The organism is Bacillus sp. ISL-46, assembly GCF_018613205.1.
Genome location: NZ_JAGGQR010000015.1, coordinates 92,176 through 106,240, shown reverse-complemented (window position 1 = coordinate 106,240; position 14,065 = coordinate 92,176). Strand labels below are relative to the sequence as shown.

The 14,065-nt window shown below is 31.8% G+C and carries 17 protein-coding genes; 8 read left to right on the top strand and 9 right to left on the bottom strand.

Annotation, left to right across the window (positions count from 1 at the left end; all coding sequences use genetic code 11):
• Window positions 1-313: 313 nt before the first annotated feature.
• From J7E67_RS10230 to J7E67_RS10190, 9 genes are all read right to left on the bottom strand, one after another.
• Complete coding sequence (locus J7E67_RS10230) at window positions 314-640, bottom strand: hypothetical protein (RefSeq protein ID WP_214731653.1); 327 nt, start codon at window positions 638-640, stop codon at window positions 314-316.
• A gap of 54 nt (window positions 641-694) precedes the next feature.
• The gene (locus tag J7E67_RS10225) at window positions 695-1,024 is read right to left on the bottom strand and encodes a hypothetical protein (protein ID WP_214731652.1); all 330 of its coding nucleotides are present in this window, start codon (window positions 1,022-1,024) and stop codon (window positions 695-697) included.
• A gap of 167 nt (window positions 1,025-1,191) precedes the next feature.
• Entirely contained in the window at window positions 1,192-1,662 is a 471-nt protein-coding gene (locus J7E67_RS10220; RefSeq protein ID WP_214731975.1) for a hypothetical protein, read from the bottom strand.
• A gap of 213 nt (window positions 1,663-1,875) precedes the next feature.
• A complete protein-coding gene (locus J7E67_RS10215) occupies window positions 1,876-2,043 on the bottom strand; it encodes a hypothetical protein (protein WP_214731651.1) in 168 nt (55 codons plus the stop codon).
• Window positions 2,030-2,326, bottom strand: a complete 297-nt coding sequence (locus tag J7E67_RS10210; RefSeq protein WP_214731650.1) for a hypothetical protein — start codon at window positions 2,324-2,326, stop codon at window positions 2,030-2,032. Before J7E67_RS10210 ends, J7E67_RS10215 begins: the two co-directional genes overlap by 14 nt.
• A 67-nt stretch (window positions 2,327-2,393) precedes the next feature.
• Window positions 2,394-2,549: a hypothetical protein gene (locus J7E67_RS10205; protein ID WP_214731648.1), complete on the bottom strand. Its 156-nt coding sequence runs from the start codon at window positions 2,547-2,549 to the stop codon at window positions 2,394-2,396.
• Window positions 2,542-2,772 carry a hypothetical protein gene (locus J7E67_RS10200; RefSeq protein ID WP_214731645.1) on the bottom strand — a complete coding sequence of 77 codons (231 nt, stop codon included), beginning with the start codon at window positions 2,770-2,772 and terminating at the stop codon, window positions 2,542-2,544. The genes J7E67_RS10205 and J7E67_RS10200 overlap by 8 nt, the downstream gene beginning before the upstream one ends.
• Window positions 2,773-2,840: 68 nt before the next feature.
• Window positions 2,841-3,491 (bottom strand): YolD-like family protein, encoded by a 651-nt coding sequence (locus J7E67_RS10195; RefSeq protein WP_214731644.1) that lies wholly within the window; start codon window positions 3,489-3,491, stop codon window positions 2,841-2,843.
• Window positions 3,492-3,692: 201 nt separating this feature from the next.
• Window positions 3,693-4,541: an ATP-dependent DNA ligase gene (locus J7E67_RS10190; RefSeq protein WP_308161375.1), complete on the bottom strand. Its 849-nt coding sequence runs from the start codon at window positions 4,539-4,541 to the stop codon at window positions 3,693-3,695.
• Window positions 4,542-4,679: 138 nt separating this feature from the next.
• Between J7E67_RS10190 and J7E67_RS10185 the strand changes: the two genes are divergently transcribed.
• From J7E67_RS10185 to J7E67_RS10150, 8 genes are all read left to right on the top strand, one after another.
• Window positions 4,680-5,783 (top strand): hypothetical protein, encoded by a 1,104-nt coding sequence (locus tag J7E67_RS10185; RefSeq protein WP_214731641.1) that lies wholly within the window; start codon window positions 4,680-4,682, stop codon window positions 5,781-5,783.
• Window positions 5,784-6,072: 289 nt separating this feature from the next.
• On the top strand, window positions 6,073-6,324 hold the full coding sequence (locus tag J7E67_RS10180; RefSeq protein ID WP_214731639.1) for a hypothetical protein: 252 nt from the start codon (window positions 6,073-6,075) through the stop codon (window positions 6,322-6,324).
• Window positions 6,325-6,355: 31 nt separating this feature from the next.
• Window positions 6,356-6,565: a hypothetical protein gene (locus tag J7E67_RS10175; RefSeq protein WP_214731637.1), complete on the top strand. Its 210-nt coding sequence runs from the start codon at window positions 6,356-6,358 to the stop codon at window positions 6,563-6,565.
• 4 nt (window positions 6,566-6,569) lie between these two features.
• Window positions 6,570-7,139 carry a helix-turn-helix domain-containing protein gene (locus J7E67_RS10170; RefSeq protein ID WP_251026684.1) on the top strand — a complete coding sequence of 190 codons (570 nt, stop codon included), beginning with the start codon at window positions 6,570-6,572 and terminating at the stop codon, window positions 7,137-7,139.
• A 278-nt stretch (window positions 7,140-7,417) separates the two neighbouring features.
• The gene (locus J7E67_RS10165) at window positions 7,418-8,527 is read left to right on the top strand and encodes a hypothetical protein (protein WP_214731635.1); all 1,110 of its coding nucleotides are present in this window, start codon (window positions 7,418-7,420) and stop codon (window positions 8,525-8,527) included.
• A gap of 1 nt (window position 8,528) precedes the next feature.
• Window positions 8,529-11,489, top strand: coding sequence for a hypothetical protein (locus J7E67_RS10160; RefSeq protein ID WP_214731632.1), 2,961 nt, complete (start codon window positions 8,529-8,531; stop codon window positions 11,487-11,489).
• A gap of 1 nt (window position 11,490) precedes the next feature.
• Complete coding sequence (locus J7E67_RS10155; RefSeq protein WP_214731629.1) at window positions 11,491-13,266, top strand: site-specific integrase; 1,776 nt, start codon at window positions 11,491-11,493, stop codon at window positions 13,264-13,266.
• A complete protein-coding gene (locus J7E67_RS10150; RefSeq protein WP_214731627.1) occupies window positions 13,259-14,044 on the top strand; it encodes a hypothetical protein in 786 nt (261 codons plus the stop codon). The genes J7E67_RS10155 and J7E67_RS10150 overlap by 8 nt, the downstream gene beginning before the upstream one ends.
• Window positions 14,045-14,065 lie beyond the last annotated feature (21 nt).

Sequence of the window (14,065 nt, the reverse complement as noted above, 5' to 3'; positions counted from 1 at the left end):
TATGTATAAATATTAGCTTATATACATTTTTTCTTGAGTATCGATTCATAAATTTACTGCCAAAACATACATTAATTAATTTCCAGAAACAGCCAAACAAGGGTCTGCCTGATTGACCAAGGCAATCATGTATGCCTCTCCATGTAAAAATGTACGTTTCAAACTGGAAAAAAGTGTCCCAATTTATCAAGCAAAAACTGTGTCATCTCTTTCAAGCGGTCACAGCAAGTTTGTGAAACATTATTCTTAAACTATAGGGTGCGTTTCTTCAATAACAGCAATACAAAGGACCTTCACAAAAGGTCCTTTGTTCTTAATTCGTTGAGCCTTTTTTAAAGTTTAAATACCGTTTATTCATGAGGTTGTTAATCTTTTGAATTTCTTCATACAATTCCTGTGGAGGAGTGATAAATTTCCCATCGTTGTAAGGTTTTCTATTAAAATAACCTATTTCTACCCGTAAGCATTCTGGTGAAATGTCCTCATAACCCAAATCAAATTCAACATTCCATAGCAAGTAATGATCCTCCAAATGCATCGGAAGGGAGTACCCTTTTAAAAAACACTTTTCAGTTCCTTGAACACTTTTTCTTTCAGTTGAAAGTAATTGGTGAGAATACTTTTGGGATTCGGTCTGCATATAGTTCCTCCATAATATAATATTAAACTATTAAAGATAAGTGAGATTGTTTATTTATCGGTTATCTTCTGCATTTTTTATGTTTAAAATAATCAATATTATTCCGGAAAGAACTGCAGCAGTGAAAGCAAGTGAATTGAATGGTTTATGAATTCCTTCTTTAATAATTCCGACTGTTGAAACCATAAATGAGCAATAAAACATGATTGTAATAAAGTCTTTAATAATATTTTCATCTTCATTTTCTTCTTCTGGAGCTTCTTCAAATATAAACTCCTTCAATTTCTGCTGAAATTCTTGCGTTCTTTGCTTTGACTGGCTCCTCCTTCTCCTTCTCATTTCCCTATTTTTTTTGATTATTTCTTTGATATCTTTATCATTCATTCGTTTCCACCACCCAGTAGGTAAAGGATAAGGGCATTCACACCAAAATTTTTTTAGCAGTTCTTCAATTAGATTATTGTCTGAGTCTAATGCCCGTCCGGTCGTGCAAATCTTCATCTCCAAAAAGAAATTACTTTAAAGGTCGTAATTGTTTAATAAGCTCTTGTTCATTCATTTTCATCCCGATTTGCCAACTTCAATGCTTTTTTTAGAAATTCTTCTTCCGAAATCTTCCCAGAAAGTCTATCGAGTACCATTTGTTCCTGTTCTTTTCGTACTATAAAACCATCTATTTCAAGTGAAGCTTTTGCATTATTTATGGCTTTTTCAATATCATTTTTGTCTCTTTTTCTTCTTGGAGGCGTAAGGTCGCTATCGTCTTCAATATACCTTTCGTCCAAAAGTGGTTCACTCATAAAGTGTTTTTCCAAAAATTCATGTTCTTCGTCTTCTGTCATACCTAAAGGAATGTCATTTGGTTCATCAATAATAGTCTTCACCTGCTCCATTAGCTCATTTATAAATTTCTGCAATTGTTCCATTCCAACTTTAAAATCGACTTCCAGTGTTTTTTGAATTATTTTTAATCTAGTGGCAGTATACAGTTTATCAACTTTTTTTGGGGATTTATCATTCATTTTCATCACCTTTTGCTAATTCCAGTACCTTCTTCAAAAATTCTTCTGCTGAGATTTTGCCGAACAATCTGTCATAAACCAGTTGCTCTTGTCCTTTATACATCACAAAAACATCTACTTCTAGGCTTGCTCTTGCATTTTTTATGGCTTCATTAATTCGGTTAATTTCCTCATAATAATAATTTCAAAAGTTCCTCAGCAGTAGCGTCGTTATTACTTTTTTTTTACCTTTTTATAGATTTCAATGATAGATATTTCTGGAGGGAGTTCAAGCCATGCTTCATCCGGCAATTCTGCACGTTGAACTAAATCGTGTTCCCCAAGGATAAGGTAAACTGCTAAAACAATAATTTGGATTTGGTGTGGACTAAGCCCATCCATTACCGTCTTTTTCAAATCGGTCAAGGGCATATCTATCTATATCCCTTATTGCTTGGAGTGTTTCCGGATTACTATTTTTTATATAATCAATAATTAGCTTTTCACGTTGTGAGAGATAGAGTTGAACTGTATCAGTTATTGGTTTATCGCCTTTCAATTCTTCAACTACATCAGAAAGCATGTTGTAGGCGTGTTCGACCCAATCGGTATCTTTTGTTTCCTTGAAAACAATTAAATGAACTAAAACCTTTTCCAATTCATTTATCAGTTTGATTTTCTCCATTTCCAAACTCCTTCTTAACTTCTTCGATTAATTCAGATGGATCTGAGAAATTTTTTGATTCAAATAATCATACATTTTTACGAGCTTGCTTCAACATTTCTTTCAAAAATTCATCGAGTTTTTTCATGCCATCTTCGAAATCAAGCTCGAAAGCTCGCTTAATTATCTTTAATCGAATAGCAATCTGAAGATTTTTTGCTCTTTTATTGAAATCATTAGGCATTGAAATCACCGCCATTTTTTTTCAGGGTTTTTATATATCCAGTCATAAAGCCACCGAGCAAGGTGTAATAAAATAGCCCTTTTTCATGACCATAAGTTCTTGATTTGGCGTAATCTTTACCTTTGTCTAGATATTTGTAAAATAATCTTTCAACCTCTTCTGAAGGTATATTTTTAAGTCCTTCTTTAACCTTGGATAGAACATCATTAATATCTCGAAACATTATTTCAACACTTCCTTTTGAACAGATTGCTCAAGGAATTACTTGCTATCGGATTGTGCTCAACCCAATTAAATAACCTCACAGCCTACAATTTGGACGAATTTAATCTGTTTAATAGAGCCATTTGAATCCCGAAGTTTAAGAGTTTTTGTAAAAGGATCAACCTTTTTAACCACTCCATCAACCTCTTTTAAATAACCGGAATCGTATAATCGCAGCAGCAGAGGGGCTTGGCTTTCCAGGGAATGCAAAATGCGATCATTTATAGTATCTAACTCATATTCATCGAGGTCAGGTTTTGAAATTTTTCTATCATTTTCATAAATTTCATTAAGCATTGTATATTGCTGTGGCATACTTTTAAATGCCTGCCACTTCTTTTTTAGACCACGGTCTCTTATTCCTGACATATTTAAAACCTTCTTCTCTTTAAGTGAATCAAATAGTGTTATTTCATAGGTTTTAATATCAAATAGCCCTGAATTAATCAAATCTTCATTTTGCTTTAATTCAGCTATCAATTCCTTTGGGTAATGACTGGTGTTGTAATCCAGATCTACTTTGTCATTCTCACAAAATAACATTACAGAAAACAAACAACAGCTGTTATAGTCCACACCAACTAAACAAATATAGTTGGCTGTTGGTCGAATAACAAACATAATTCTGAACCTTTCGCTACTTCTTGCAATCAAAACATATTCACCACCTTCTTCCATTTTGTATCTCTATTTATAATTGGAACATATGTTCTTTTTCAAGACAAAAAAAACGACAAAGTGTTGGTATTACTGGGTTTGACGAAGTTGCAGTTCTGGCTAACGTTGGTAATGATGACTTTTTCTTTTAAAATTTAATGGATTTTTTTCTCTAATTTCTAGTTTTAAAATAATAAAAAATGCTTACCCTTTGGTAAGCATTTAAGAAACATATTCAATAAAAGTTGGGATACGTAAAAATCCAGCTTTGGTATAATTTCTGAACTTTACTCGGCATTTAAGAGAAGGTTTCATGTAAATAAATTTTTTATCTTCATTTACGATTAATTCACTGTATTGATCATAGAATTGTTTTTTTGCTTTAGGGTTCATATATTCCATGATACCTATTTGTTTTATCGTGTTACCTTCCTGTTTCCCCAAAAGCAAACCGAATTCATCTTTTCTCATACCGGTAATAACAACATCAGTGTATTTGTAATTAATAATTTTGAACCAGTCGTCATGGCTGCGTTTACCAATTTTATATTTGCTGTCCTTACGTTTAAGCACGATTCCTTCAAGTTCCTGTTGACATACAACTTCGAAATATGCCTGTGCGTTACCTAGAATATATTGAACTTTTGAAAGAAGAGCTGTGTCAACCGGTATTATTTCGTTTAGCAGTTCTTTTCTTTTAATTAAAGGTAAATTTGTCACTCGCTGCCCTTGATACTCTATAACATCAAAAACAACATAACTTACCGGTACTCTATTTTTGCTAGATTGAAAACGGCTCATCATTGCCTCAAAATCTGGCTTTCCATTATTGTCACTTACAATCAGTTCTCCGTCCAATATTGTACCAGGAGGTATATTAATGGTGTGCAATTCGGGGAATTTAGATGTTATTTCATTGTTATGCCGGGAGTAAATTCTTACTTTGCCATTTTTGTCAACGGAATATATTAAACGTATGCCGTCTAGCTTTAATTCTGTAATAAAATCATCGGAATCAAACGGTTGGTCAATCTTTTGTAATAGCATTGGTGAAACGAACAAAATAATCACCTCACCATTATTTTAACATGGTACTGGTAAATAAGTCCCAACTTAAAGGCTGGTAATTAAAAACAACAAATGACTAATAATCACTTGAATAATACAAAAAATATAAAGACTAATTATCTAGTACCGGAGGGATTAAATATGATTGAAGATCTAGCTGTTATTCCAACTTATAAAAAGATATTTATTTTTAATGAAATTTATCGTCGATTACACCCTAAAGAGGCTATAGAAGATTTTAAAGAGATTGGTGAAAATTTAGTATTTGTCTATAACATAATAAGAAAGTTGCAAAAGGAATATAAGTTCTTTAAGCCAGAATTTTATATGACAATGAACAACTGTGAATCTGTAAACGACTTAACGGGGAAATATTTGGAGTATTTTATTAATAAATTTAGTAACTATGAGGATTCCAAGGAAGAACAGAGTAACAATAATGATTTAGATAAAGAATTGCAAACTTATATGTTCAGTTTTTCTAATAATATTCAATTGCAAAATCAGGGATATAATGCAATACTTCAGCATTTATTGTCTATTTTTGAGAGTAACTTTTATGAATTAAGCCCTAAGGAACAAGAACGGGGGGTGTTTGTGAGCTCCGAAATTTTTAGAAAGATTTTTTCAATAACCAATATTAAAGAAAGTGTCAAAATTGCATACCAAAACCACGCTAATAAACAGGATGACACCCTTTATTCTTTGCTTGAATATGTTTCGGATGTTATTTATATAACTAATTTTTATCAACCTGCAGATATTAAAGGTGGACCGATTCACCTTGCACCGGATAAAGATAGAAGAAATATGATTATTGATAATATTAAACATACCAGACTTTATTCTATTGGTAAGGATTATATTGATAATGAATTAAGCAGGGCATTTAGTATTACTAAACAACAAATAAGGAAATACTTCATTAGGGATATGGGTGCAAGCTTTAAATTGCAAGATATTTTTTTACTTGAATATTTAGGAATAAATAGAGATGTAATCTTTGGGAAGGTACCCAAAGTAGCATCATTTGATGTTTTATTAAGGATTCAACGCAAAATTGAACGCATTGATAGAGGAAAAATAGGTACCAACAAGGCTAATGATGCTCGGAAAATCCTGCTTGCGTTTGATAAATTTTTAAAGGAATTTGAAAAGGAACAAAATTATGAAGACTACACCGATGAATTTATCAAACAAGTAGTGAATTTAATAAAAGTAAAGCCAGAGATAACTAAAAATTAATAGTCAGAAAATTTAAATTTTGGGAGTTTTTCTCCCATTTTTTTGTTCCTTTTATAAAGAAATAATTCCATAAAACCATTTATACCAGTCGTTTGTTGGATATAAATTTACCAATTTTATCCATTCCACTAAAATATTGCTTCAACAATACTATGGCAATATATAGGCATATTAAAGCAATCCAAAAATTACATTGTTTGGAAAATTCCCTATTGAAATTAGAACGAATGTTCTGTAAAATAAATATAAAACAAAGAACACTTGTTCTTTGTTGATAAGGAGGATATTGATGTACTCAGAATCCCCTAAATTTTACAGGTATGTTGCCCCCTCAGTGACTTGTAAAGATCTTACATTAACACTTGTCAATGGATTGGGTAGAGCCTTAACTGAACAAGAAACTAGAACAATTGATTGGCTTTGTGATACTGATTATGAAACAAGGGGTGTGCTTTCAGATTTAATTAAAGAGCTGGCTCAACAACAGGAGAAACCTTTAATAAATTCAACACCTTCCAGAATCCACAAAAGCCATAAATAACATTATTTAATATATATAGGAGTGTGAAATAATGGCTACTAAAAATACAGATAGATTAGGAGTTTATCTCCCCCCACATTTGAAAAGAGATTTAAAGGCTATGAGTGATGAAACCGGTTATACTGTTAATCAACTTGCTTTAATGTCATTAACAAGTTTATTAGCTAACTACAATCAAAGAGGTTGTTTAATATTTGTAGATCTTCTTTCTTCAAGAAAATATAGAAAGACGAAAGGATGATTTTATGATGGAAGTTAATGAATTTTATACAGTCAAAGATGTTGCAAAAATCCTTGGGAAGAGCGAAGAAACAGTAAAAAGATGGTTAAGGGACGAAAAAAAGAAAAGTGCATTGTTCCCTCATGCTAATAAAAATAGTGATAAAGAAGGTTGGAAAATACCTCTCTCTGATGTAGAAGTATTAGCTGCAGCATCGGAGGGATACAGCGGGTTGAAACGTTATCAAGAAAATTCAAATGAAATTGATGATTGGGACCAAGAGGACATAAAAGAACTTGTTAAATTAGCGTATCAAGCAGTTACTTTAACAATCCCCACTGAAGATATTATTGATATTTTATCCTTTGTTGGAATTAAACGTTGTTTAGAGATACTTTTGATAATGCAGCAAAATCATAAAACTATAAAGAGTCCAAAATCTTATATTAGAAAAGCAATTGCATATGGGTGGTCTCCGAGTGAGCCTCCGGCATTAATGAAACGGGCTGAAAATATTCGAAGCACTTCTGAAAAACCTAAGGAGGAGTCAAAACCAATCCCCTTTTACAATTGGCTTGAAGAATACGACCAATAAAAGAGGTTAATTTTATGACTAAATCTCAGCTTTTATATGAAACTGATATTAACTATAAGATCTTTGAAAGACAAAGAATAATTATGACAATTACTAATCAAATAACCCGTGTGGATACGGTAATTGCCGGAAAATTTGAACGGAGATCGGATGGCAAGTTCATAAATCATCCATTAATAACAAGTTTTTTGAAAGAACAATTTTGGGATTCAACGGAACTAAATACCCAAAAAACATACGCGAAGGTCATTTGCTTGTTTCTTAATTTCAGTAGATTCATGGCTTTAAATGATGATCCCGAATTTGAAGATTTAAAAGATGGAGACGGTTTATTAAATATGAAATTTCGCCACGGTTGTCTTTTTTTAATAGAACAAGTAAATCGGTTTAATAGCAACGAAATTAAAGCGTCAACTCTTTTAGATATGGAATACCCGATGCTACGATTTTTCGATTATTTATTAAAGAAGAATGTTATTAATGAACCTGTTAAAGAAATTTTCAGATTAAAAGCAAATAAAAAATTGGAGCTTCTTTATAATCCCTTTCGCCAATTAGATGAATACAGGGTTCCTTTCCCAAAAAATGACTACGAGTTTCAAACTGTACGTGACTTTGTAGAAAAAGAAGAGAATAGTTTAGATAAAAGGATTCAATGCATTCATTTAATGGTTGACCTTGCTATGGAATACCATAAAGACATTGCCTTTCTTTTAATCATTATGTTTTATGCAGGAGTTAGAATTGGTTCAGTTGTAAATCTGACCGTTAATAGCTTAATACGCCCTAAATTTTACAACGATGAGGACTTTGGTGAAGACGGTTTCATCTTTGAAGTCAAAGACAATCCTCAGTTATTTATTCATTTAAAAACAAAGGCAAATAATCAAGTGAAGCGTACTGCCAAAGCCACTGCTGTTGAAATGGTGGAGATAGAAAAAGTAGCAGAGGTGTATAGATTTCACAAGGCACATCTAAATGAACTCAAATCTAGAGGGAAAATTAAAAACAAAGAAGCTTTATTTATTAGTTCATATAAAGGAACGCCTCTTACCACCGACGCTGCACGCTATCAATTCAATGAGTTAGTAAAAAAATTCATTGATGAGTTGGTTAGACAAGGTGATATCGAAACTCTTGATGCTTTAACAGATAACGAAACGGATAATATCATTATAACTCCTCATTTGTGTAGAGCTGTATTTACTAACTTGGGAATTGATTTAGGATATACAAAAGAACAAATGAAGAACCGGAGACACGATAATTCGCTTACGTCAGTTGAGCCATATTTTAATATGAAATTAGTTAAACAGAAACGGGAAGAAACAACTACTTATGCTCAAAGGAAGGCAATGAAAGCACATCTTTCCAGTAAGGAGGATTAGTTTGCTATACGAAGATAGCACTTTAGATGAAGCTATTAAAATAGCTGGATTTGAACACAATGTTTATGCTGAAATCTTCCCATTTGAAAAGGTTTTTTTAAACAAGAATGCCTTGACACCTGAAGGGAATTTTAAATTCCCTTTGGCTGCTTTTAAGATCGATAAATTAATAGAAATGGGATATGTTCGTACAATAAAAGAAAATGGAACCAGAAAAATTTCAGCGTATGACGTAGCAAAGATCTCTTTGGAACACGAACTTATTACAAAAAATTATTATAATATGTTGGATTTTGTCTTCTTATTAACTAACGAGCGTACAAAGTCAAGGAAGCATTACTATGAATTAATTAAAAATCTGGGTGATTTAAATTTAATTGATGTTGTTTATTTGTTGCCCGGTAATGAGGTCCAGAAGTGGAATAAATACATCCTTAAATCGAGTGTTACTACCTTTTTAGATAACTACTATAACTTCACAGGAATAATTGATAAATTCGGTGTATTAGAAAAAGAAATACAATCCAGAATGTCGGATTTAGAAGAAAAGGTAGGAGTTATCAATGCAACAAAACACGGTGGGTCCTATCATTTTAGGTTCGTAAAAAAAGAAGACTTTGACCACTTTTGGAAATATCATTGGTCATATAAAAATGAATTTATTTCTGAGCTTCAGATTTCAAAGGAATTAAACTTGGCTCAGACAACTGCAGAAAAAGCAATTAAACATTACCATATTTTCCCTGTTTTAATAAAGGATACTGAAAGAAAAGAAACATCTACTATCCGGGAATGGAATGGGAGAAATTTTTACCACCCTTTCGATTTGCAGTTTTTAAAAAGACAGCAAAACAATTTATGGCAATATTACTGTGCAAATTATTACACTTCCAGAGAGTTTGAAGATTTATTAAAAGAAGAATTAAACCTGGCTGATTCATCTCGTGAAGTTTATGAACGCACTTATTTTAATGATTTTCGAAATAATGAAGATACACGGGTATTTAACCCTTATCTTATTCGACTGAATGTTGATGGTCGGGATTTCCAAGGGGTGACTTATTTATACAAAAAAGAATTGATTGACAATTATATTGAAGATATGAAACTACGATCAGACTTTTTAGAAATTAGCGAAATGCATATAGACGAACCATATGTTGGCTATATCAGACTCAACCGGCTCCTTGAAATTAATTTTCCAAATGGAAGCAATGAAACTGTAGAATTGTGGGATTCATTTGTTAGAAAAGGACTCGAAGACAGAGATAACAATGAAATTTCTCGAATAATCAGAGAGTATGTAAAGGTGGCTAAGTTTCTTGCTGAACTTTTACGAACATACAGAAAAGATATAGGTTATATGACAACATCGGAGCTAAAATTAGCCATATTTAATAAGCTTGTACTTGGATATATTCAGCGTTATCTATATTCCTTTTTGTTAGCTGTAACTTCTTTTTATATTGGAAAAGGAGAAAGAGTTCAATATGATTTGGAATTAGTTGATAATCCTAATGTTATAACTGGAAGTCCAATTAAAGAAGTTTACGCCGAAGAAGAATACGGTGCTTATTGTAATTATGTCAATGAAATAACATTGCATAAACAAAATGCCATTCAGGATATTGAGTGTCTGTTGGCTGGTGATAATCAAAACTACAAAAATTATGCTTCGACTTGGCTATACATCATTATTCATTTGAATAACAAGTGGAGAAGATTTGAAACAACTCTTTTTCCGGCTTTTAAGGATGGTCTTGCTAAAACTAATTTACTGAAGAATTGTAATTTTGACTATAGAAGGGCTCTATTATTATTAAAGAACAATGACTTGGAAGACGAAGATATAGAATATATTGCGAATCAACTAAGGGCATTTCAGGCAATTCATCATAAAAATAAAGCTCCGAGGGATTTTAATTGGACGGAGCCCACTGCAAAGGCATTATCGACAGCTATAGTTTTGTGCCAAATTAGAAGTAAATTGGAAACAGTTAAAAGTAAATCCTTGATCGATTTTGACACAAAGATTAGAAGGCTCCCGGAAAGGAGCGAAAAAGCTTTTTTTAAATCATTAGAAAATTACAACTCCAATAAATTTGGTTCCTTAAAAATGAACAGAACGGTAAGTTCATTATCTTTTGCAGCTGGAAGAGAATTAGGTCATGAGGGTGCCTTGGAAACTGTTCAATCTTTTCGTCACAAACAGAAAGAATCCACAAATATATATATAACAATTACTAGGGAACGTCTTGATGAAATTTCTAAACAGCTTTTTAATGCTGGTCCCTTTGGTTCCGTTTATACATCTTTAATGTCTATCCTTATTGGTCGTAAACAATTAAAGGAAAACACCATTTTATCCCCTAGTGAAAAGCAGATGTATATTACTCAACTAAAAAATGTTTTTGGGGATTGGATAAAAATAGAGGAAATCACAAGAACATTCCATGAGTTGGAAAAAAATCAAGAAGTCGCAAATAAAGTGTTAAATAATATGTCACAGGAAGAATTGTCCTTGCTTTATAAAAAATTAAATATGGGCATCAATCATGCAAAAGATGAAGGATTTATGTGTATATACAATGACTGTATATACGATAAAGAGACACGGGATAAAAAAAGATGTGTAATGTGCCCTTTTATGGTTATGAATTTCCACTCTTTAACAAATTTATCATCAGATTTGAAAGAACTCCTTGAACTCTGTCATAAGAAATTTAAAAATGGTTCAAATGTCAGTGAAGGAGATAAGTTGTACTTTACAAGATTGATTACTGTTTATAGATTTCGGATTATTGAAGCTATAAAACGTTTTGGAGAAGATATTGTTTCAATGTTCTTTTCGGAATACTTTGAAAAAGGTTTGGAAGGCGCTAGAGATAGTATGCGTAATCTACCACCTCTTTCAAAATATAAAAATATATTAGAAAAAATTGATTCTGAAAAGGAAGGTTAAAATGAACAACTTATTAGAATTAGACTATCTTTATGACGAACAGGAAATAAGTATTTGGAATGATTTTGAGTACAACGATGATTTTGATGAAGAGTATTATAAAGAAATTATTCTCAGTTCTCCTATCGTTATTAATAGGAATATAAAAGATGATATCTGGGTATTACATAATGATTTAACTGCAACTACGAACTCTTTGGAGTTTTATGAACTAAGAAAGATTGAAACTAAATTTAAGTTCGATATAGTTTTAATCATAAAATGCTGGATGATATCTTTGGTTGAACAAGGATATTCTAACTCTTGTATTCAAGGTAATTTAAGAAGTTTAACTAAATTTTTAACAGTAACTGATGGTATGAAGCCAGAAAAAATCGACCATTTAGTAAGTTTATTTGAAAACGACTTATATGAAAATTACCGGGCACAGACCAATTACTGTTCGGGTGTGTTGAATTTTTTCAACTTCTACCCGCAAGCAACGGTAGATATTTACCACGAATTTCTTTTAAGGACTCAAAGAAACATAAAAGGCAAAAGGGAACCAAACAATCGTCCTCTCCCCCTTTACACAGACATAAAAAACTTCCACATCATTTTAGAAGATTACATTGACAAATTAATTATTGGAAGTTCAAAATATTTTATTTACTTTCCGTTATATATATGGTGGGTAGTATCTACCGTTAATCCTTTACGTCCTTCTGAACTTTGCGACATCAAGCGTGATGGATTAATCCAGAAAAACAATAAGTATTATTTATGTCTGCCAAGAAAAAAACAAAAGAAAAATCCAAGAAGAATTCAAGTTGTTGATGAAATCCTTATCCCAAAATATTTAGGTGAAAAAATTGATGAGTATATTCATTTGTCTGAAAAATTCGGGAAAACAAAAACATTACTATCTTATCGCGCATACAGTGACACCAACTATGTATCAAGTAATAAAATAAATCCGAATCGATTTACGTACCTTACATTAAAAGTTATATTGGAATCTTTCTATTATAAAGTGGTACAAAAAGAATATAAGTTTAAAATTAATGAACCTTTTAAAACTAAATATTACCGGAATCATCCTCATTTTTGTGAAAATTGGTCCGGGGAAATAAATAGAATGTTAAGACTTGGCGATACGCGGCACTTTGCAATGATGAATATGTTAAGACAGGAATATCATGTTGTCGAAATGGCACGCTTAGCTGGACATACAACTTTAAAAGCACAAAACCCGTATCAAGAACACGAAGATTTAGAGTTTGATTTTGAGTTGATTAGGGTTTCTGATTATCTTGCCGGTAAACAAAGGGCAAAAGAATCAAATGAGAAGAAAGAAACAAGAAAGAAAAAAAATTCAAGCTATATACCTAATGATTTTATATCTGAAAAAGTAGTTTCAGGTACAGATGGTTACAAAGATAAATTAGACTTAGGTTTTTGTGAAGATGAACAAAAAAGATGTCCTGTTAAGGTTAGTGAGTATCATATCCACTGCCCATATTGGAGAATAGATGAAGATGAGTTTTTACAAAAAAAGGAATTGATAAAATCTGCTTTGTACAAATCGAAGACAAATATCTTAAATGCATTGAAATCACTTTACAATTTACATTCAATTGCTATAGGGGAATATTATAATTCAAATGATTACGATGAAGATAATATTATCCATAGAAGCGAGATAAAAAAATTAAATCGACATATCACAAGCCACTTGGCTGATTATAAGAGAGCAATTTCTAATCTTCAAGATTCAGGGGTGATTGAAATTGATTGAAAAGTCAAGTAGAACAGAAAATGAAAATGAGGATCCAAAGAAAGTAAGAAAGAAACCGGGAAGACCATTTAAAGAATATGAAGATGAGGAAATTGAAAAAATAATCAAGCTCTATTTAAAAATTAACGAAAGCATCACAATAATAAAACCCTACTCTGTATATCAATTTAGTAAGGAACTGTATGAGAGTGGTAAGATTAAACAAGAATTTAAACAGAGTTTCTGGAGAAATGATACCCAATTAGGAAGAAAATTAATAAATAAATGGAATGAAATTTTAAAGAAAAGCAAAGAGAAACCAATAGACGATAATAAAGGATTTTATAATACAGAATCCCTTCTGGCTCGTTATTCGGAGACGTTACCAAAAGGGGTAATAAAGAAGTTGAAATTAAATGAAGAAAAAGGGAAAAGATTTGCTTTAAAATCTGAAAAAAAAGAAATGGAATGTGAAGCATTAAAAAAACAAATTGCCACATTGGAAAATGAGTTACAAAAAAAAGTTGATGAGCAAGAAATACTTGAACAAACATTATTTAATGTTACCCTTGCAAGCAGCCAAAAAAGATCTAAAATGGAAAACCTAATGGATGTTTCAGGCGAAAGAAGTGCAATGGTTGAAGAAATCCTTAAATATGGATTTTCAGAAGTTGATTCAGGCATGTTTAAAGCGTGGATGACCGGAATGGATAAAGCAAGAGCACAGAAGGAAAAAGCAAAGTTGATAAAATTTGAAGAAAAAAAGAGAACTTCGGCTTTTGATGATTTTACTTTTTAGAATCGATAAAAACATAAAAAA

Excerpts from the sequence above, each read along its gene's own strand:
- J7E67_RS10230 (WP_214731653.1), bottom strand. The coding sequence starts at position 640 with ATGCAGACCGAATCCCAAAAGTATTCTCACCAATTACTTTCAACTGAA.
- J7E67_RS10225 (WP_214731652.1), bottom strand. The coding sequence starts at position 1,024 with ATGAATGATAAAGATATCAAAGAAATAATCAAAAAAAATAGGGAAATG.
- J7E67_RS10220 (WP_214731975.1), bottom strand. The coding sequence starts at position 1,662 with ATGAATGATAAATCCCCAAAAAAAGTTGATAAACTGTATACTGCCACT.
- J7E67_RS10215 (WP_214731651.1), bottom strand. The coding sequence starts at position 2,043 with ATGGATGGGCTTAGTCCACACCAAATCCAAATTATTGTTTTAGCAGTT.
- J7E67_RS10210 (WP_214731650.1), bottom strand. The coding sequence starts at position 2,326 with ATGGAGAAAATCAAACTGATAAATGAATTGGAAAAGGTTTTAGTTCAT.
- J7E67_RS10205 (WP_214731648.1), bottom strand. The coding sequence starts at position 2,549 with ATGCCTAATGATTTCAATAAAAGAGCAAAAAATCTTCAGATTGCTATT.
- J7E67_RS10200 (WP_214731645.1), bottom strand. The coding sequence starts at position 2,772 with ATGTTTCGAGATATTAATGATGTTCTATCCAAGGTTAAAGAAGGACTT.
- J7E67_RS10195 (WP_214731644.1), bottom strand. The coding sequence starts at position 3,491 with ATGGAAGAAGGTGGTGAATATGTTTTGATTGCAAGAAGTAGCGAAAGG.
- J7E67_RS10185 (WP_214731641.1), top strand. The coding sequence starts at position 4,680 with ATGATTGAAGATCTAGCTGTTATTCCAACTTATAAAAAGATATTTATT.
- J7E67_RS10180 (WP_214731639.1), top strand. The coding sequence starts at position 6,073 with ATGTACTCAGAATCCCCTAAATTTTACAGGTATGTTGCCCCCTCAGTG.
- J7E67_RS10175 (WP_214731637.1), top strand. The coding sequence starts at position 6,356 with ATGGCTACTAAAAATACAGATAGATTAGGAGTTTATCTCCCCCCACAT.
- J7E67_RS10170 (WP_251026684.1), top strand. The coding sequence starts at position 6,570 with ATGATGGAAGTTAATGAATTTTATACAGTCAAAGATGTTGCAAAAATC.
- J7E67_RS10165 (WP_214731635.1), top strand. The coding sequence starts at position 7,418 with ATGGCTTTAAATGATGATCCCGAATTTGAAGATTTAAAAGATGGAGAC.
- J7E67_RS10155 (WP_214731629.1), top strand. The coding sequence starts at position 11,491 with ATGAACAACTTATTAGAATTAGACTATCTTTATGACGAACAGGAAATA.